Origin of the sequence: Novosphingobium resinovorum (genome assembly GCF_027922145.1) — a bacterium.
In the GTDB taxonomy this organism is placed as follows: domain Bacteria; phylum Pseudomonadota; class Alphaproteobacteria; order Sphingomonadales; family Sphingomonadaceae; genus Novosphingobium; species Novosphingobium resinovorum.
In genome coordinates this window covers 669,892-689,484 of the sequence record NZ_BSFC01000011.1, presented here as the reverse complement: position 1 = coordinate 689,484, position 19,593 = coordinate 669,892, and the positions used below count along the sequence as shown (strand labels likewise).

12 protein-coding genes are annotated in these 19,593 nt (G+C 66.3%); 5 read left to right on the top strand and 7 right to left on the bottom strand.

Annotated elements, in window-relative coordinates; translation table 11 throughout:
- Positions 1 to 15 precede the first annotated feature (15 nt).
- Together PKE80_RS08250 and PKE80_RS08245 are read right to left on the bottom strand one after the other, a co-directional pair.
- Complete coding sequence (locus PKE80_RS08250; RefSeq protein ID WP_271182047.1) at positions 16 to 357, bottom strand: hypothetical protein; 342 nt, start codon at positions 355 to 357, stop codon at positions 16 to 18.
- A 64-nt stretch (positions 358 to 421) separates the two neighbouring features.
- Positions 422 to 1,036: a TetR/AcrR family transcriptional regulator gene (locus PKE80_RS08245; protein WP_271182046.1), complete on the bottom strand. Its 615-nt coding sequence runs from the start codon at positions 1,034 to 1,036 to the stop codon at positions 422 to 424.
- A gap of 101 nt (positions 1,037 to 1,137) precedes the next feature.
- On the opposite strand from PKE80_RS08245, the gene PKE80_RS08240 reads away from it, so the two are divergent.
- From PKE80_RS08240 to PKE80_RS08225, 4 genes are all read left to right on the top strand, one after another.
- A complete protein-coding gene (locus PKE80_RS08240) occupies positions 1,138 to 2,307 on the top strand; it encodes an efflux RND transporter periplasmic adaptor subunit (protein ID WP_271182045.1) in 1,170 nt (389 codons plus the stop codon).
- 6 nt (positions 2,308 to 2,313) lie between these two features.
- Positions 2,314 to 5,502 carry an efflux RND transporter permease subunit gene (locus PKE80_RS08235; RefSeq protein WP_271182044.1) on the top strand — a complete coding sequence of 1,063 codons (3,189 nt, stop codon included), beginning with the start codon at positions 2,314 to 2,316 and terminating at the stop codon, positions 5,500 to 5,502.
- Between the two features lie 2 nt (positions 5,503 to 5,504).
- Positions 5,505 to 6,956, top strand: coding sequence for an efflux transporter outer membrane subunit (locus PKE80_RS08230; RefSeq protein WP_271182043.1), 1,452 nt, complete (start codon positions 5,505 to 5,507; stop codon positions 6,954 to 6,956).
- Between the two features lie 235 nt (positions 6,957 to 7,191).
- Complete coding sequence (locus PKE80_RS08225) at positions 7,192 to 9,456, top strand: NADP-dependent malic enzyme (protein WP_271182042.1); 2,265 nt, start codon at positions 7,192 to 7,194, stop codon at positions 9,454 to 9,456.
- A gap of 316 nt (positions 9,457 to 9,772) precedes the next feature.
- Here PKE80_RS08225 and PKE80_RS08220 read toward each other — a convergent pair whose 3' ends face one another.
- The 4 genes from PKE80_RS08220 to PKE80_RS08205 form a co-directional block, all read right to left on the bottom strand.
- Positions 9,773 to 10,846: an LLM class flavin-dependent oxidoreductase gene (locus tag PKE80_RS08220; RefSeq protein ID WP_271182041.1), complete on the bottom strand. Its 1,074-nt coding sequence runs from the start codon at positions 10,844 to 10,846 to the stop codon at positions 9,773 to 9,775.
- Complete coding sequence (locus PKE80_RS08215) at positions 10,843 to 11,748, bottom strand: aldo/keto reductase (RefSeq protein WP_271182040.1); 906 nt, start codon at positions 11,746 to 11,748, stop codon at positions 10,843 to 10,845. Before PKE80_RS08215 ends, PKE80_RS08220 begins: the two co-directional genes overlap by 4 nt.
- An 11-nt stretch (positions 11,749 to 11,759) precedes the next feature.
- Positions 11,760 to 12,776 carry a LacI family DNA-binding transcriptional regulator gene (locus tag PKE80_RS08210; RefSeq protein ID WP_271182039.1) on the bottom strand — a complete coding sequence of 339 codons (1,017 nt, stop codon included), beginning with the start codon at positions 12,774 to 12,776 and terminating at the stop codon, positions 11,760 to 11,762.
- Positions 12,777 to 12,900: 124 nt separating this feature from the next.
- Positions 12,901 to 14,892 (bottom strand): alpha-glucosidase, encoded by a 1,992-nt coding sequence (locus tag PKE80_RS08205; protein ID WP_507763580.1) that lies wholly within the window; start codon positions 14,890 to 14,892, stop codon positions 12,901 to 12,903.
- Between the two features lie 174 nt (positions 14,893 to 15,066).
- Between PKE80_RS08205 and PKE80_RS08200 the strand changes: the two genes are divergently transcribed.
- Entirely contained in the window at positions 15,067 to 17,382 is a 2,316-nt protein-coding gene (locus PKE80_RS08200) for a TonB-dependent receptor (protein ID WP_271182038.1), read from the top strand.
- 805 nt (positions 17,383 to 18,187) lie between these two features.
- Here PKE80_RS08200 and PKE80_RS08195 read toward each other — a convergent pair.
- Complete coding sequence (locus PKE80_RS08195; RefSeq protein WP_271182037.1) at positions 18,188 to 19,459, bottom strand: MFS transporter; 1,272 nt, start codon at positions 19,457 to 19,459, stop codon at positions 18,188 to 18,190.
- Positions 19,460 to 19,593 lie beyond the last annotated feature (134 nt).

Genomic DNA, 19,593 nt, shown 5'->3' with positions numbered 1-19,593 from the left:
TGCGATGAGCGGCGCTCAGTTCACCCGGCGACGGTGCTTTCCGCCATAGGTCTTGCCGCAATAATTATCGAGTTCGCGCATCTCGGTCGCCGCCGCTGCGGCAAGGGCAGCGGTGCACGGCAGGTTCTTTTCGGTTTCGGCGATTCGGGCCTCTACGCGGTCGCGCAGTTCCTCGATGTCAGCACGCGACAGTACGTTCTTTTCACGCAGATAGCAGATCAGGCTCTGAAGCAGGATCATCGCCTTTTCGCCGGAATCAACTTCACTGTTCTCGATCATCATGTAGTCCTCTCGAGCAGCCATTTCGGCCAGCGTTGAGAGCAGGATGATACAACTGCGAAACAATGTCCAGCGCATCAAAATAGCAGTATTCTACCGTCACAATCGATTGTGCGGCGCAACATTCGTAAAGTGTGGGAGGTCACTCCTCCAGCGCATTGACTTCCTGTCGCAGCAACTGCGCGAGGCGGGCATGCAGCGTCTCGTGATCGCTCCCGGGAGAAAGTTCGCGCAGCGCCACCATACCCCACGACATGGCGATTATGAAGTCGGCCACGGTCGATTGACGCTCGGCTGGCGCTGATGGCGCTAACGATCCCAGCGCCGCGCCGAGGCTGTCGCGAAGGCGGCTGTCGACCTTGGTGTGCATCTGGTTGATCGCCGGATTGCGACCCGCTTCCGCAAGCAGTTCGCACATCAGTCGGCGGTCCTCGCAATCCGGTTCCTCAAACCCGACGCGCTCGATCCAGGCGAGAATGGCATTACGGTCGTCGGCGGCAACCGCCGCGCTCAGAGTTTCCTCGTCCAGCCAGGCGGTGATCTCGGATTCGCAGATGGCGGCGATGATCGCCTCCTTGTTCGCGAAGTCACGATAGATCTGCCCCACGGCGATCCCGGAAGCCGCAGCAATCTGCGCCATTCCGGTCTGATGGAACCCTCGCTCGACAAAAAGGTTACGCGCGGTGTCGAGAAGGTGTTTTCGACGTGCGGCCGATTTGGCGGCTCGGGGGCGATCCAGTGCAATCTCGTTGGTCATTTCCCTGTCCGACTTGCTTTTTATGTTGCGACGCAATACCTGTCGCGCGAATCATGAGTGAACGATCACTCACGCTTTAACCCTCTTGGCGGATTAACTCCATGAAAAAGATCGCTCCGGCCCTAGTGCTGATTCTCTCCGCCTGTGGAGGAGGACAGGAGCAGCCTCCGGCAGGACCGCCCGAGGTCGGCGTGGTCACCGTGCGCGAGCAGTCCGTCACGCTCAGCAACGAGCTGCCGGCGCGCACCAGCGCTTACGAGAGTTCGGATGTGCGCCCGCAGGTCAACGGCCTGATCGTCGCGCGGCTGTTCACCGAGGGCGATCAGGTGAGGGCCGGGCAGCCGCTCTACCGCATCGACGGTGCGCCTTACGAAGCGGCGGCGGCGAATGCCCGTGCGGCGCTGGCCCGTTCGCGCGCCGCGATCGCATCGAGCGATGCGCTGGCCCGCCGCTACGGTGAACTGGTGAAGATCAATGCGATCTCGCGGCAGGACTACGAAAACGCGGTGACCACCGCGCAGCAGGCGCGCGCGGACGTTGCGGCGCAGCAGGCGCTGCTACGTTCGGCCGAGATCGACCTTGCGCGCACGACCATCCGTGCGCCGATTTCCGGACGCATCGGTCGCTCGACTTACACCACTGGTGCGCTCGTATCGGCCTCACAGACCGACGCGCTGACCACGATCCAGCGGCTCGACCCGATCTTCGTCGATATCCAGCAGTCCAGCGCCGATGTCCTGCGGCTGCGCCAGCAGCTTCTTGCCGGAGACCTGACGAGTGCCAGCGGCAATGTCGCGGTGAAGCTGAAGCTGGAAGACGGCAGCACCTACCCGCAGGAAGGCGTGCTCAAGTTCACCGACGTGACCGTCGATCCGACGACCGGCAGCCAGATCATCCGCGCGCAGTTCCCCAACCCCAAGGGCCTGCTGCTCCCCGGCATGTACGTGCGGGCCGAGTTCGCGCAGGCGACCAAGGCGAATGGCCTGCTGGTCCCGCAGGTCGCCGTGTCGCGTGACGAGAAGGGCAATCCCACCGTCCTCGTCATCGGTGCGCAGAACAAGCTGGAGATGCGTCCGATCACCGCCCCGCGTACGGTCGGGGACAGCTGGCTGGTTACTTCCGGCCTCAAGGCGGGTGACAAGGTCGTCGTCGACGGTGCGCAGATGCTGCGTCCGGGCGTGCCGGTGAAGCCGGTGGCGCCGCAGGGTCAGGCACAGGGGCAGAAGCCAGCTGCAGGCCAGCCCGCCGCTCCTGCCGACAAGGGGCAGTAAGCCGCCATGTCACGCTATTTCATCGACAGGCCCATCTTCGCATGGGTCATCGCCATCGTCCTGATGATGGCGGGCATCATCGCCATCCGCAGCCTTCCGATCGCCCAGTTCCCCGAGATCGCGCCGCCCACGGTGTCGATCGCGGCGACGTATCCGGGCGCCGATGCGGAGACGCTTGAGCGCACGACGACGCAGATCATCGAGCAGCAGCTCAAGGGCATCGACAACCTGCGCTACTTCTCGGCCTCGTCCTCCTCGGCGGGCACGGTGACCATCACCCTGACCTTCGAGCAGGGCACCGACCCCGACATCGCGCAGGTGCAGGTCCAGAACAAGCTGCAGGCCGCCACCCCGCTGCTGCCGCAGGAAGTGCAGCGCCAGGGCGTTCAGGTGCAGAAGTCGGCGGCGAGCTTCCTGCTCGTCACCGCGATCTATTCCGAGGACGGCAGCCATTCGGCCAACGACCTTTCTGACTATATCGTCAGCCAGTTGCAGGACCCGGTCAGCCGCATCAACGGCGTGGGCGAACTGCAGATCTTCGGCACCCAGTACGCCATGCGCATCTGGGTCGATCCGCTGAAGCTGCGCAGCTACGACATGACCATCGCCGACGTCACGACGGCGATTACCGCGCAGAACGCACAGGTTTCGGCGGGCCAGATCGGCGCGCTGCCGGCTCCCAAGGAGCAGATGCTCAACGCCACCGTCTCGGTCCAGTCGCGCCTGCAGACGCCCGAGGAGTTCGGCAACATCCGCCTGCGCTCCACTTCGGGCGGCGCCATCGTGCGCCTTCGCGACGTGGCGCGGGTCGAGCTTGGCGCGGAACTGTACGGTTTCGACACCCAGTTCAACGGCAAGCCCGCATCCGGCTTCGGCGTGCGTCTCGCCTCTGGCGCCAACGCGCTCGACACCGTCGACGCGGTGAAGGCCGAAGTTCAGAAGATCTCCAAGAACTTCCCGTCCGACGTCAAGGTCTCGTTCCCTTACGACTCCACGCCCTTCGTGCGCCTCTCGATCGAGCAGGTGGTCCACACGCTGGTCGAGGCGGTCGTGCTCGTCTTCCTCGTCATGTTCCTGTTCCTGCAGAACTGGCGCGCGACGCTGATCCCGACGATCGCGGTGCCGGTCGTGCTGCTCGGCACCTTCGGCGTGATGTCGGTGCTCGGGTACTCGATCAACACGCTGACCTTGTTCGGCATGGTGCTGGCGATCGGCCTGCTGGTCGATGACGCCATCGTGGTCGTCGAGAACGTTGAACGTCTGATCCAGGACGAGCACCTCTCGCCCAAGCAGGCGGCGCGAAAGTCGATGGACGAGATCAGCGGCGCGCTGGTCGGCATCGGTCTCGTGCTCTCGGCGGTGTTCCTGCCGATGGCGTTCTTCGGCGGTTCCACCGGCGTGATCTATCGCCAGTTCTCGATCACCATCGTCTCCTCGATGGCGCTCTCGGTGATGGTCGCATTGATCCTGACGCCCGCGCTCTGCGCCACGATCCTGAAACCCCACAAGGAAGGCGGCCCCGAAGGCAACGGCCTGCTCGCCCGCTTCTTCCGCTGGTTCAACGACAAGTTCGATCGTGGCACCGAGAAGTACCGGGGCGGCGTGCGCCGCACGGCCAACGGCTGGAAGCGTTCGGGCCTCGTCTACCTGCTGATCGTGGGCTGCATGGTCTTCCTGTTCACGCGCCTGCCCGGCGGCTTCCTGCCGGACGAGGATCAGGGCGTCGTCTTCGCGCTGGTGCAGGGGCCTTCGGGCGCCACCCTGCCGCGCACCCAGAAGGGCCTTGATGTGGTGCGCAAGCACTTCCTCGAGGACGAGAAGGCCAACGTCGATTCGATCTTCACCATCAATGGCTTCTCCTTCTCCGGTCAGGGCCAGAACGCAGGCATGGCGTTCATCAGGCTCAAGGACTGGGAGGAGCGCGGCGGCGCCGATAACCGGGCTCCGGCCATCATCGGTCGCGCTATGGGGGCGTTCTCCAAGTACCGCGACGCGATGATCTTCGCGCTGACCCCGCCTGCAGTGCAGGAACTGGGCAACGCCACCGGCTTCGACATGTGGCTGGTGGATGATACCAACCTGGGTCACGACAAGCTGCTGGCGGCCCGCAACCAGCTTATGGGAATGGCGGCGCAGGACCAGCGCGTGGCGCAGGTCCGTCCGGTCAGTCTTGACGATTCGGCGCAGCTCGACGTGAAGATCGATCAGGACAAGGCCGCCGCGCTCGGTCTCGACCTTGCCGCGATCAACTCCGAGATCGGCACGGCCTGGGGTGGTTCCTACGTCAACGACTTCCTCGACCGTGGCCGTACCAAGCGCGTCTATATACAGGCGGACCAGCAGTACCGCTCCTCGCCCGAGGCCCTTTCGGACCTCTACGTGCGCGGCACCGGTGGTCAGATGGCGCCCTTCAGCGCTTTCTCCGAACTGTCGTGGAAGAAGGCGCCGGTCATCCTCAACCGCTACAACGGTCGCCCGGCGATGGAGCTTCAGGGCGCCCCCGGCGCGGGCATGAGCACCGGGCAGGCGATGGCGGCGATGGAGGAGATGCACAGCAAGCTCGCCCCCGGAACCTCGATCGAATGGACCGGCCTGTCGTACGAGGAACGCCTCTCCGGAGGTCAGGCGCCCGCGCTCTATGCGCTGTCGCTGGCGATCGTGTTCCTGTGCCTCGCGGCTCTGTACGAGAGCTGGTCGGTGCCGATCGCGGTCATGCTGGTGGTGCCGCTGGGCGTCGTCGGCGCGCTGTTCGCCGCCTGGCTCACCGGCCTCGGCAACGACATCTACCTGCAGGTCGGCCTGATCACCACGATCGGCGTCTCGGCCAAGAACGCGATCCTCATCGTCGAATTCGCGGAGGAGCGCGTACAGTCCGGGATGAACGCCTTCGACGCGGCGATGGAAGCGGCAAGGCTGCGCCTTCGTCCGATCCTGATGACCTCGCTGGCCTTCGTCTTCGGCGTGCTGCCGCTGGCAGTCTCGACCGGCGCGGGCGCGGGCGGCCAGAACGCCATCGGCCGTGCGGTGGTGGGCGGCATGCTCTCCGCCACGATCTTCGCGATCTTCTTCGTGCCGATGTTCTTCGTGGTCGTCGCTCGCCTGTTCAAGCACGGGCAGACCGACCGCAAGCCGACGAACACCGACGATGAGCCTCACGCTGACGGCGCCCACGGCGCGGCACCGCAGGAAAGCTGAACATGAAAAAGTCGATCCTCATCCTGCTCGCCGGCACCACGCTGCTCGCCGGGTGTAACCTTGCCCCCAAGTATGAGCGACCGGCGGGCGCCGTCCCGGTGGCGCTGCCGCAGGGCGGCGTCTACCCGGCCGCCCCGACCGATGCGCAGGACGTCTCGCGCATCGGCTGGCGGGACTTCTTCCTCGACGACAGGCTGCGGCAGGTCATCGAGGCGGGCCTTGCCAACAACCGAGATCTGCGGATCGCGGCGGGCAACGTCCAGCAGGCGCGGGCGCAGTACCGCGTCCAGCGCGCCGACCGGTTGCCCACGGTCAATGCCACCGGCACCGCGACTTACACCAACAACCTGATGGGCGCGGGCGCGGCCGGTGGTACGGGTGGGAGTTCGGACATCGAGATCTATCAGGCGACCGTGGGCCTTTCGGCCTTCGAACTCGACCTGTTCGGCCGTGTCCGCAACCTGTCGCGCGCCGCGCAGGAACAATACTTCGCCAGCGAGGAGGCCCAGCGTTCGGCGCGGATCAGCCTCATCGCCGAGATCGCTAATGCCTGGCTGACGATGGCCTCGGACAGCGAACAGCTGCGCCTCTCGCGCGAGACGGCGAAGGCGTTTGAGAAGACGCTGGACCTCACCCGCGCGCAGTTCCGCATCGGCACCGGCTCGGAACTGGAAGTGCGGCAGGCGGAAACCAGCTATCAGGGCGCGCTCAACGACATCGCCGCGCTGGAAACCAGCGTGGCGCGGGATCAGAACGCGCTCAACCTGCTGGTCGGCACCACCGTCGCGGCGGAGCAACTGCCCACCGGCTTCGGCACCGAGCCGATGACCCGTGACGCGCTGCCGGGTGACGTGTCCTCCGAAGTCCTGCTGCGCCGCCCCGACGTGCTGCAGGCCGAACACCAGTTGATCGCCGAGAACGCCAACATCGGCGCGGCGCGCGCGGCGTTCTTCCCGACGATCTCGCTGACCGGCACGCTCGGCACGCTGAGCACCGCGCTGGGCGGCCTGTTCAAGGACGGCAGCTATACCTACACCGGCTCGCCCAGCGCCTCGCTGCCGCTGTTCGACTTCGGGCGCCGCTCGGGCAATCTCGAATACGCCAAGGCGTCGCAGAAGGTGGCCGTCGCGACTTACGAGAAGGCGGTCCAGACCGCGTTCAAGGAAGTCTCCGACGCACTTGCCCAGCGCGGCCGCATCGGCGACCAGATCCGTGCGCAGACCACGCGCGCCGAGGCTGCGGGCGTGGCGGCGAAGCTGTCCGACGCGCGGTTCCGTTCGGGCGTGGATTCGTTCCTGACCACGCTCGACGCCCAGCGCACCGCCTACGGGGCCGAGCAGGCGCTGGTTACCACGCGGCTGACGCAGGCCAGCAATCTGGTGGAGCTATATCGCTCGCTGGGCGGCGGCCTGGAGGAAACCACTCCGGTCGGAGGCGAACAGCCCGCCCGTTAACCCCTTGGTCCCGGTGAGAGCCGGGATCGCGGACGGTCCTTGCGCACCACCCCACCGAGCCGGTGTGCGATGGCCGTCCGTGCCCGCTGGGCATGACGAAGTGTGTCGATCGTCCCGATTTTGCGCCTAAGGCACTCGACAGGCGCGCCCGAACCGTGTTGTGGGAGCAGCGAATCCTATCGCCTCGACGATGGGATCGCACGCTGACTTTGGCCACTGACCACGGGACGAACACATGGACGAGACGCTGCGCCGCGCCGCACTTGATTACCACCGCCTGCCTCGGCCCGGCAAGCTGACCATCGAACCGACCAAGCGCATGGTGAACCAGCGCGACCTCGCGCTGGCCTATTCGCCCGGCGTCGCGGTGCCCTGCATGGAAATCGCTGAAGATCCCGCCAAGGCGCTGGACTATACCGCGCGCGGCAACCTCGTCGCGGTGATCTCGAACGGCACCGCCGTGCTCGGCCTCGGCGCGATCGGCGCGCTGGCCTCGAAGCCGGTGATGGAAGGCAAGGCCGTCCTGTTCAAGAAGTTCGCCGACATCGACGTGTTCGACATCGAGGTCGACACCACCGACGCCGACAAATTCATCGAAGCGGTCGCGCTGCTGGAGCCGACCTTCGGCGGCATCAACCTTGAGGACATCAAGGCGCCCGAGTGCTTCTACATCGAAGCCGAGCTGAAGAAGCGCATGAACATCCCGGTGTTCCATGACGACCAGCACGGCACCGCGATCGTCGTCGCCGCCGCCGTGCGCAATGCGCTGGTGCTGCAGGGCCGCACGCTGGCCGACGCCAAGCTGGTCACTTCGGGCGCGGGCGCTGCGGCGCTTGCCTGCGTCGACCTGCTCGTCTCGATGGGCCTGCCGATCGAGAACGTGACGCTGACCGACAAGGACGGCGTGATCCATTCCGGCCGCGAGGGCATGTTGCCCAACATGGCGCGCTATGCCCGCGATACCAACGCGCGTTCGCTGCCTGACGTGCTGCCGGGCGCCACCGTGTTCCTCGGCCTTTCGGCGCCGGGCGTGCTCAAGCCGGAGTGGCTGCCGCTGCTGGGCGACAAGCCGCTGATCTTCGCGCTCGCCAACCCCGAGCCGGAAATCCGCCCCGAGGCCGCCCGCGAAGTGCGCCCCGATGCGATCATCGCCACGGGCCGTTCGGACTATCCGAATCAGGTCAACAACGTCCTGTGCTTCCCCTACATCTTCCGCGGCGCGCTCGATGCGGGCGCGACGCAGATCAACGAGGCGATGAAGGCCGCCGCCGCCGAGGCCATCGCCGGTCTGGCGCGCATGCCCGCGCATGACAGCGTCGCGCAGGCATACGGCGGCCGCAAGCTGGTGTTCGGCCCCGAGTACATCATCCCCACCCCGTTCGACCCGCGCCTGATCGTCGAGATCGCCGGCGCCGTCGCCAGGGCGGCGATGGATTCGGGCGTCGCGACCAAGACGCTCGACATCGCCGAGTACAAGCGGTCGCTGGCGAACATGAACACCCGCTCGGGCCAGCTCATGCTGCCGGTCTACCAGGCCGCGCGCGGGGCGATGAAGCGCGTCGCTTACGGCGAGGGCGAGGACGAACGCGTGCTGCGCGCGGTGCAGGATGCGCTCGACGAAGGCATGGTGCGCCCGACGCTGGTGGGCCGCCGCCGGATTCTGGAGCAGAAGCTGCCCGAACTCGGCCTGTCGTTCCGCCTTGGCGAGCACGTCGATCTCGTCGATCCCGAGACCGACCACGAACTGATGGGCGAACTCGTCGCGGCCTACGGTGCCATCGCCAGCCGCAAGGGCGTGCCGACTGCCGAAGTGCTGCGCCACACCTACCGCCGCCCGACCGTCACCGCCGCGATGCTGCTGCGCACCGGCAAGGTCGATGCGGCGCTGGTCGGCGGCAACTCGGAGTACTGGGGCCAGATCGAGCACGTGTTGCGCATCATCGACCGCGCGCCCGACGTGAAGCGCGTCTATGCGCTGTCGGGCCTGATCCTCGATGCCGGCGTGCTGTTCCTGACCGACACCCACATGGTGCCCGATCCGACGCCTGAACAGATCGCCGAGATGACGGTGCTGGCGGCGGATGCGGTGCGCCGTTTCGGCCTCGATCCGAAGGTGGCACTGCTGTCGCACTCGAACTTCGGTTCGTCGAACAGCCCCAGCGCGCGCAAGATGCGCTCGGCGGCGCAGCTGGTGCGCAAGGTCGCGCCGGAACTGCGCGTGGACGGCGAAATGCACGCCGACGCCGCGCTCAGCCAGGCGCTGCGCGAGAAGCTGGTGCCGGATTCGGGCTTCGAGGGCGCGGCGAACCTGTTGGTCATGCCGAACCTCGATGCGGCGAACATCACGCTGACGGCGCTGTCGGCCTCGTCCAGTTCGCCGACCGTCGGCCCGATGCTGCTGGGCCTGTCGCAGCCGATCCACGTGCTGACCCCGGGTGTCACCGCGCGCGGCATCCTGAACCTGACCAGCATCGCGGTCTGCGCTGCCGACGGGCATTGAGCCGAGGGGGGAGGGTGCCTTGGCGCCCTCCCTCGTGGCTGGCGAAATCAGGAAGGCGGCGCCTTCCACTCCCCCGTCGTCACCCCCGCGAAGGCGGGGGCCCATCTGATGTTCGTGCAATAGGCACCGTCAGGAGTTGGGTTCCCGCCTCCTCGGGAATGACGAATTGAAGAGAGCAGGGTCTACCCCATCGTCCCGGACTTGATCCGGGACCGCTGACCGTGAGCGGGGCCCACCCATCGGCGGGGCGCCCAGCGGCCAGCACTCACCTAAAGACAGCCACCGGTCCCGGATCAGGTCCGGGACGACGATGGTATCAAAGCGCCAGCGGCGCGTGGTTGATCTGCGGCAGGACATGCCGCGAGAACAGATCCGCCTCCGCCGCATGCGGATAGCCCGACAGGATGAAGGCATCGATGCCCTCGGCCTGATAGGCGCGGATCTTCGCCAGCACCTGATCCGGATCGCCGACGATGGCAGCCCCGCAGCCCGAACGTGCGCGGCCGATGCCGGTCCACAGGTTCTCTTCCACGAAGCCGTCGCCGCCCGCAGCACCGCGCAGTTCCGCCTGACGGGTCACACCAACGCTCGCGGTGTCCAGCGACTTCTGGCGGATCGCCTCACCGGCTGCATCGTCCAGCTTGGACAGCAGGCGGTCGGCATAGACGCGCGCCTCGTCCTCGGTCTCGCGCACGATGACGTGGGCGCGGTAGCCGAACTTGAGCGTGCGGCCGTATTTCGCCGCGCGCGCGGTCATGTCTGCGATCGTCTCGCGCACCTTATCCATCGTGTCGGGCCACATCAGGTAGACGTCGCAGCCCTTGGCCGCCGCCTCGCGCGCGTCTTCGGACAGGCCGCCGAAATAGAGTGGCGGGCACTTGCCCGATACCGTGGTGATGCGCGCCGGGGGCAGGTCGAGGTTGTAGAACTCGCCCTCGTACTTCAGGTGCTCGCCGTTCAGCATGATCTTGAGGATCTGCATCACCTCGAGCGTGCGCTGGTAGCGGGCGCGGCTGTCCAGCTTCTCGCCCGGCAGGTCGGACGAGATGATGTTCACCGTCAGCCGCCCGCCCAGGATGCGGTCGAGCGTGGCGATGCGGCGCGCCAGCTGCGGCGGCCAGTCCTCGCCCATGCGCACGGCCCAGAGCAGGCGGATCTTCTCCACCAGCGGGGCGATGGCGCCCGCGAACATGGTGGTGTCGATGCCCAGCGCATAGCCGGAGGGGAGCAGGATGTTGTCGAACCCGCCCTTTTCGGCCTGCAGCACGATGTTGCGGCAATGCTCCCAGCTGGAGGCCAGCGCGGGATCGGGCTGGCCGAGGAACTCGTAGTCATCGTCGCACAGCGCCGAAAACCAGCTTACCTCACAGGTCTTGTCTGTTGCACTCACGGCAGGGGCTCTCCTTTCGATGCGACCAGTACCGCGTACCAGCTGGCGCGGGTCCAGCGGACCTTGAGTGCGTCAGCGCTTTCCGCGATCCGGTCTGCCTTTTGTGATCCGACGATGGGGATGACGCGCGCGGGGTGCGCCATGATCCAGCTGTAGGCGGCCGCGGTGCGCGACACGCCGAACTCTTCCGCCGCCTGATCCAGCAACGCGGCGACTTCCTTGGTGCGCGCGTCCTCGGGGTTGGCGATGCGGCCACCGCCCAGCGGCGACCAGGCCAGCACGGCCATGTCCATGGCGATCGCCTGATCCAGCTCGCCGTTCTCGATCGTCTCGAGGCGCAGGGCCGAGATTTCCGGCTGGGTGGAGACGATCGGCAGGCTCACGAACTGCTGCAGCGTGGCGATCTGGCTGGTGGTGAAGTTGGAAACGCCGAAGCTGCGGATCTTGCCCGCCTTATGTGCCGCTTCGACGGCCTTTGCGATTTCCGAAGGGTGCGTGAGGATGTCGGGGCGATGGATCTGCCACAGCTCGACGCTGTCGGTGCCGAGGCGGGTGAGCGAGGCGTCGATGGCGCTGGTGAGGTATTCGGCGCTCGAATCGTAAGGCAGGGGGGGCATGATGCCGCCCTTGGTGGCGATCACCAGCTTGTCGCGCAGGCCCGGTTCGCTGGCGAGCGCCTTGCCCAGCAGCGCTTCCGCATCGCCGAAGCCGCCCTTGCCGTCGAAGCCGTAGATGTCGGCGGTGTCGATGAAGTCGATCCCGGCATCGAGCGCGGCATGCAGCAGGCGCACGGCATCGGCGGCCTCGCCTTCCATGCGCCAGTTGCCCCAGGCGAGGGCAGAGACTTCGATACCGCTCTTGCCAAGCGGGCGGCGGGCGGCCGGGGAGGGGAGGTAGGTCATGGGTGTTCCTGTCAGGAGAGAAGATCGGGATTGATGCGGGAGACCGAGGCACGCTCGATCAGGTCGTGGGGAAGGCGCCGGTGCGTGGCCTGCGCGCCCTCGAGAAGAAGCTGCGTGGCGGCATGCGCCAGTTCGCGAGTGGGCTGGCGGATCGTGGTCAGCTGCGGCCAGACCATCCGCGCGACCATGGTGTCATCGAAGCCGACCACCGAGAGGTCGTCGGGCACGTTCAGCCCCATGTCGTGCGCGACGGAGAGCACGCCCGCCGCCATGTCGTCGTTGCTGGCGAAGATCGCGGTGGGGCGGCGCTTGCCCTTGAGGAACCGCTGCGCCGCGGCGACGCCGCTGTCGAAATCGAACTCGCCCGGAGCGATCAGCGCGGGCTCGAACGGCAGCCCCGCGCGGTCTAGCGCGCGGCGGTAGCCGAACAGGCGCTCCTCCGAGGCCATGTGGTTGGAGTGCCCCTTCACGAAGCCGATGTGGCGATGGCCGTGCGCGATGAGGTAGCTGGTCATGTCGTCCGCCGCCTGGGCATCGTCCATGAAGACCGAGGAGGTCATCGCATGGTTGGTGCCCGGCGATATGCGCACGAAGGGGATGTCCATGCCCTCCAGCGCCTTGAGCACCGGCACGCAGTCGGTGACGGGGGAGGAGAGGACGATCCCATCGACATGCGTTTCGGTGACGAGACCGCGCACCTGTTCGCCCACCAGCGGGCCCGCCACGTCCACCGGCTGCGCGAGGAGGCGCGAGCCGTTCTGCTGGCAGGCTTCCCAGCAGCCCATCTGGATCTGGTTCATGTAGTAGGGGCTGTGGTTGTCGTAGATCAGCGCGATCTGGCCCGACTTGGTCCCGGCCAGAATGCGCGCGGCGACGCTCGGCCGGAAGCCGAGTTCCTGCATCGCCTTCTCGACGCGCTCCTTGGTGTCGGTGCTGACGTAGCGGTGCCCGTTCAGCACGCGGCTGACCGTCTTGATCGATACGCCCGCCAGCGCCGAGACGTCCTTGATGTTGGACCGTTCGCTCATGTGCTCTCCCCCAGGCCCCACCGTTCGTCATTGCGAGGCCGCATGCCGAAGCAATCCAGGGCGTTTTTCGCGGCCCTGGATTGCTGCGCTGCGCTCGCAATGACGAGAAGGGGGAGCATTTTCGTCATGCCTTCAACGACGCGAAGAGAGGCGCGAACTTGCTGTTGGGCAAGTAGAAAACGGGCGGCTGGCCATAAGGCGCGGCCACGGTATGCGTGCCGGGGGCGAAGTCCTCGCCGGTCCAGAGGTGACGCCACGGTGTGTCGCCGGGCAGGATGACTTCGCGCTGCGTCGCCTCGGCCTCGATGATCGGCGCCACCAGCATGTCGGCACCGTAGAGGTACTGGTCCTGCACGCTGAACAGCGTGTCCTCGAAGTAGTGCAGGAACAGCGGGCGCTGCACCGGCAGGCCGGTCGCCACCGCTTCGTCGCTGAGGTGGCGCACGTAAGGCGCCAGTGCCTTGTGGACGTGCGACATCGCGGCGAACTGGCCGAGCAGTTCGGGGCTCGAATCGATCTGCAGGTTGTCGTCCGGGCGGTTGCCCTCGTGGCTGCGCATCACCGGCGAGAATGCGCCCAGCTCGCACCAGCGCATCATCAGGTCGGCGGTGCGGACATTGCCGTGCAGGCTGGTGTAGCCGCCCACGTCGCTGTGCGAATAGGCATTGCCGACCAGCCCCGCCGAGAGCGCGGCCGTCAGCACGGTGTTGATGCCGTCGTGCCTTGTGAAGTCCACCGACTGGTCGCCCGCCCACAGCAGCGGGCAATGCGCCTGCACGCCCGAGAAGCCGGCGCGCATGAAGAACACTGCCTCGCCGGTCTTGCCGCGCGACGCCACGGCGCGCGCATTCGCTTCGGCCCAGAGCACGGGCCAGCGGTTGTGCATGAGCATCGGGTCGCTGCCATCGTGGAGGCGCAGATCGACCGGCAGGTACTCGCCGAAGTCCGCCATCCAGCCCGAAAGGCCGAAGTCCAGCATCTCGCGCCCGATCACGCGGTCGGCGAACCAGTCGAGCGCGGCGGGGTTGGTGAAGTCCACCACGCCGCAGTCGAACTCGCCGAAATCGACGAGATAGACCGCGTCCGAGTCCTGCCGCAGCGCGAGGTAGCCCAGCGCCTCGGCCTCGGCGTACTGCTTGCCGTCATTGGCAAGGTAGGGGTTCACGTAGCCGAGGAAGCGCACGCCTTTCTCCGCCAACGTGGCGATGCGGGCGGGCAGTTCGGGATAGCGCGCCTCGTTCCACGACCAGTCCCAGAACAGGCGGCGGCCGAAGCTGGTCTGGCGGATGCCGATCCAGTCCTCGCACCACAGGCCGGAAACTTCGGCGCCCGCGTCCATGATCTTCTCGAGACGCGCGAAGCTGACGTCGCCTTCCTTGAGGCCGACGATGGCGCCGCCGATCGCCCAGTCGGGCAGGGCGGGCTGGCGGCCGAAGCGGCTGGAGAGTGCGCCGACCAGCGCAGGAAGATCGCCGGCGGCGAAGAATTCGAGCGTAAAGGCGCCTTCCCACACTTCGATCCGGTGGCGCGCGCCGTCGGTGAAATCGAGCACCGAATAGGCGCTGCTGCCCAAATGGCAGGCCCAAAGGCTGGAAGTCAGGAACGTGGGCTGCGGATAGTTGGTCCACCAGTAATCGCCGCCGGCCATGCCGTTCTGGTCCATCAGGCGGGTCAGTTCGGTGGACTTGTCGCGTCCGACGCCGGGTTCGCTGGTCCAGATCGGGAAGCGGCGGCCAGACAGGTCGAGGTAGCTCATCTGCTCCCCGCCGCCCCAGACATGCTCGCCCGGCAGCGCGGCCAGATCGACCCAGACGCGGTCGTACGCGGGATCGAGCACCGCGATGTCCAGCGAATCGCCCTTCACCGAAACGCGCAGCATCGGCGCGGCCCCGGCACTGGCCGAAAGGACCAGATCGCCACCGTCGATCGCAGCGAAGCCCAGCTCCACGCGGCCCGTCGGCGCATCGCTGATGGCGAAGTTGCCGCGCACCATTTCCACTTCGGCCGCGCCGCGCGCCACCGCGAATGCTGGGCTGCGCGGCGATCCGCGCAGAACCGCGCAGCCAGCCAGCAGGCAGGTGAATCCGTCTTCCCGAACGTCGAAAGTCAGCGACACGTTTCCAGTCCCATGAGCCATGTTGTTGTTATTCTGCAGCACGCTCGTCGCCGTCGCGCTGTCCCGATATGACAACGCTTGACAGAAATGTTCGACCCAATCAAGAGGGGTGCAATCGACAGGACGACCTGAGGCGCAAACGCTCAGGCTCCGCATAAGCAGGAGGGGAACCATATGATTTCGCACGCCATCACCACGCCCGGAGCGATTCTGGCGCGCACCGCGCTGGCGCTTTCGGCGTCGGCCGTCGCGCTTGTTGCCGCGACCCCGGCCAGCGCGCAGGTCGACGAGATTATCGTTACCGCGCAGAAGGTTCGTCAGAACGTCCAGGACGTGCCGATCGCCATCAGCGCGGTCACCGGAGAGGCCATGGCCCGCGCCGGCGCCAAGAGCCTGGAAGACATCACCTCGATCGTTCCTTCGGTCACCTTCCGCAAGGGTACCACCAACGCCAACAGCGCGATCGTCATGCGCGGCGTCGGCACGATCAGCTTCTCGGTCGCGGCCGAACCCAGTGTGTCCACCGTTGTCGACGGCATCGTGCTGAGCCGTTCGGGCCAGTCGTTCCTCGACCTCGTCGACTTCGATCGCCTCGAAGTGCTGCGCGGGCCGCAGGGCACGCTGTTCGGCAAGAACGCCTCGGCGGGTCTGGTCAACATCGTGTCGAAGGGCGGCACCAGGGACTTCGAAGCCGAGGCCAACGTTTCGGGCACCACCGACGACGAATACCGCGCCAAGATGACCATTTCCGGCCCGATCTCGGAGAACCTGACCGGCCGCCTCACCGGCTTCTACGGAAACTTCGACGGCAACATCAAGAACACCTACTACGACAAGACGGTCAACGGCTACGAGCACTACGGCGCGCGCGGCCTGATCGACTATGACGGCGAGGGCGGCCGTTTCCGCCTGATCGCGGACTACTTCAAGGCCAACGACGATTGCTGCGCCGAAGTGACCGGCGTGTCGCGCGGCACCGTGATCGACAACGAACTGGGCATCGTCCCGCAGGGTGAAGACACCCGCGACGTCAACCAGAACCTCATCACCCGCTCGCTCGACCGCCAGTACAGCCTGACGATGAGCGCGGACATCGATACCTTCGCCGATCACACGCTTTCGATCGTCACCGGCTATCGCAACTGGAAGAACACCGAAATCCGCGACGGCGACTTCTTGCCCCGCGCGATCGTCGGCACGCCGCAGCTCCATGACCGCGGTACCGTCGAGACCGACCAGATCTCCGCCGAGGTCCGCCTTGCCTCGCCGCAGAACCAGGCGCTGACCTATCAGGTCGGCGGCTTCATGTGGTATTCCAAGAACACGCAGGACTTCACCCGCAGCGACGTGACCTGCACCACCTCGACCTCGCCGATCGATGCGGCGACGGGCGCGCGGCCATGCAACCTGTCGGACACCGTCAACACGCACTATGTCTCGGCGACCTCGCGCAGCGACGTCTCGTTCCGCAACTGGGCGCTGTTCGGTCAGGCGACTTACGCCTTCCTGCCGGAACTGCGCCTGACGCTGGGCGGCCGCTACACGCATGACAGCGTGAGCTTCACCCACGTGCGCGGCGCTGCGATCGATGCTGCCACCGGCCTGCCGATGGCGGCTTCGGGCCTGCTGCCCTACGGCGCGGGCGGCACCTTCGCCACCGGCGGTAACGGCACGGACACGTCGCGTGGGGAAACCAGCGCCAACAACTTCTCCGGCAAGGCGGTGCTGCAGTACGACGTCATGGACGACGTGATGGTCTACGGCAGCTATACGCGCGGCTACAAGGGACCGGCGTTCAACGTCTTCTTCAACCACACCGCGCCCAACAACGCCGAACCCATCGATCCCGAGAAGTCGAACAGCTTCGAGGTCGGCTTCAAGAGCCAGTGGTTCGACCGCATAGTGCAGTTGAATGCGGCCGCGTTCCTGGTCGACTATAAGGGCTTCCAGGCGAACAACTTCGTGCTCATCAACGGCGCGACGACCACCAGCCTGACCAACGCCGGTTCGGTGCGCTCGAAGGGCTTCGAGGCCGACCTCACCGTCGCCCCGACCGAGGGTCTGACATTCCGCGCCAGCGCCGCCTATGCGGATGCCAAGGTGCGCAAGTTCAACCCGAACCCGCTGACCAATGCGCCCGACGCGCGTGACGGCACCCGCCTGCCGCTGGCGCCCAAGTTCAGCTACACCATCGGCGCGGACTACGACGTCCCCGTCGGCCCGGTGAAGCTGTACCTGTCGAGCGACTGGCACCATGTCTCGAAGCAGTTCTCGGACCTCGGCGAGAGCGGGCCGATCGACCCATACGGCATCTGGAACGCCAGCATCGGCGTGTCGGACGCCGAGGACAAGTATCGCCTGACCTTCATGGTGAGGAACATCCTCGACGACAGCTACGTGCTGCTCAACACCACGAACGGCCAGCGCCTGATGATCCCGCGCGACGCGGATCGCTATGCAGGCCTGAACTTGCGGGCGAAGTTCAACTGAGGACGGGCGCAAACGTCCTTCGCTGAATGCTCGCACAAAGAACCCCCGGCGGATCTCCTCCCCGCCGGGGGTTTTTGTTTGCCCTTCGCGAGACAAGCTTGAGGAGGAACCGAGCCCCCAACCGTTCGTCATTGCGAGCGCAGCGAAGCAATCCAGGCGGCTTGAGACTGCCCTGGATTGCTTCGCTGCGCTCGCAATGACGAACTTGGGGTTTGCAGATACGACAATACCCGCTGGCGAGTGCGGGCCGTTACGCCGGGGAAATCAACGCAAGTCCGAGAACATCGGGTCGGCGTCGGGAGCGTCCTCACCGGGACGCGGGGTTTTGTTTTCCACCTGCTCGGGCGAGCGGCCGGGTAGCGGTGGTCAGCCCGGCTCGACCTGGGTATTCCATCGGAGCCGTCCCGTATGACCGACGTTAGGGTTCGCGTCGTTGGCGGTCATGGGTCATCCGGGATAGCCTTCGCGTTGTCTGTCCGAAGGCAGAACGGTTCGAAGGACGTTTCCAGAGCCGAGAGGACAGTCCGGGTCTTCGATGGGCGCGTGGTTTGCGTAGCTACGGCTTGAAACCGCACCCCGGCCCACGACGCCGACCCGATACACCGAAGCGATGTGATCTGCACTGCTGCGGATGCTGGGCCACATAACCCATGTGGTTATAAATGTCAAGGCCGATGGCAAGCGCCCGTCATCCCAGCGCAGGCTGGGACCGCTGGTCTATTACGACCGACCCTCGTCAAAAGTGCCCCGACGCCAGCCATCGCCTCAAGCACTGCCAGCGATCCCGGCCTTCGCCGGGATGACCTCAATCCGCCGCCGCCAGCTTCGGCTGCATGAGGTGGATGAACGCCGTCGCCACCAGATAGGCCGCGCCGCACACCACGAACAGCGGGCCGTAGCCGAGGCCCGACTTCAGCGACCAGCCCGCGAACTCGATGATCCCGGTCCCGGTGAGGTTTCCCGCCACCGCGCCCAGCGCGATCACCGTGGCCATGCGGCGTGCCGGGATGATCTCGGTCGCCATGCCGAAGATGTTGGTGGAGAAGCCCTGATGCGCGAACAGGCCCAGCCCGATGCACACCGCCGCCACCCACGGATTGCTCGCCAGCAGCGCCAGCGGCATCACCAGCACGACGAGGGCATAAGCCAGCATCGAGCCCTTGCGCGCGAGGTTCATCGAAACCCCGCGCAGCAGCAGTGCCGGGTAAAGCGCGCCCGAGGATACCGCGCCCAGCGCCGCGAGGATGAAGATCACCGCGATCGGCCAGCCCAGCTCGCCTTGGCTGAGATTGAACTGGCGCGCGAAGAAATCGGGCGTCCAGAACAGGACGAACCACCAGACGAGATCGGTGAAGGCCTTGGCCCCGATCACCGTCCAGCTGCGACGGTCGGACAGGATCGCGCCCCATTCGACCTTGCCGCGTGTCGTCGCGGCCTGTCCGGCGATGGGCGTCAGCTTCGCGGTGTTGAGCTTCCACAAGGCCAGCCACACAAGGCCCAGCCCGCCGGTGACGAGGAACGCGGCCTTCCATCCGAACGCCATCGCGAAAGGCGGGATGATGAGCGGGGTGAGGATCGCGCCGATGTTGGGCGCGGTGTTGATGATGCCGATGCCGACCGAGCGGCGCGCGGCGGGCAGGTAGATCGCGGCGGTCTTCATCGCGGCGGGGGTGTTGACCGATTCTGCGGTCGCCAGCACGGCACGGGCGATCACGAATTGCTGCACGCTGGCGGCCAGCGCATGGGCCATCCCCGCAAGGCTCCACAAGGCCACGGCGAAACCGTAGGCGAAGCGCACGCCGAAACGATCGACGAACCAGCCCACGCCGAGCAGCGAAGCCGCCGCCGCCAGCTGGAAGATTGAGCCGAGATGCGCGAACTGCTGGTCGTCCCAGTGGAACTCCGCTTCCAGCATCGGCTTGAGCAGCGCCAGCACCTGCCGGTCGACGTAGTTCAGCGCCGTCGCGAAAAAGATCAGCGCGATCAGTATGTTCTGCGCGCGGATGGCGGCGCGGCCGGAGTCGGGCGCCGGGGGAGGGGCGTGCTCGGGCACGGCCGTCTGTTGGTGAATGGTCATTCTCGCTCTCCCCTATCCCGCCGCTTCGTCGGCGGCAATTCTTCCTGCCCCCTCGCGCAAAGCTCTTGCTCCGCTGCGTGGGTGGTCATAAAGACGGATATGACAACGTAGGACATACGGCAAGCATCTTCGAC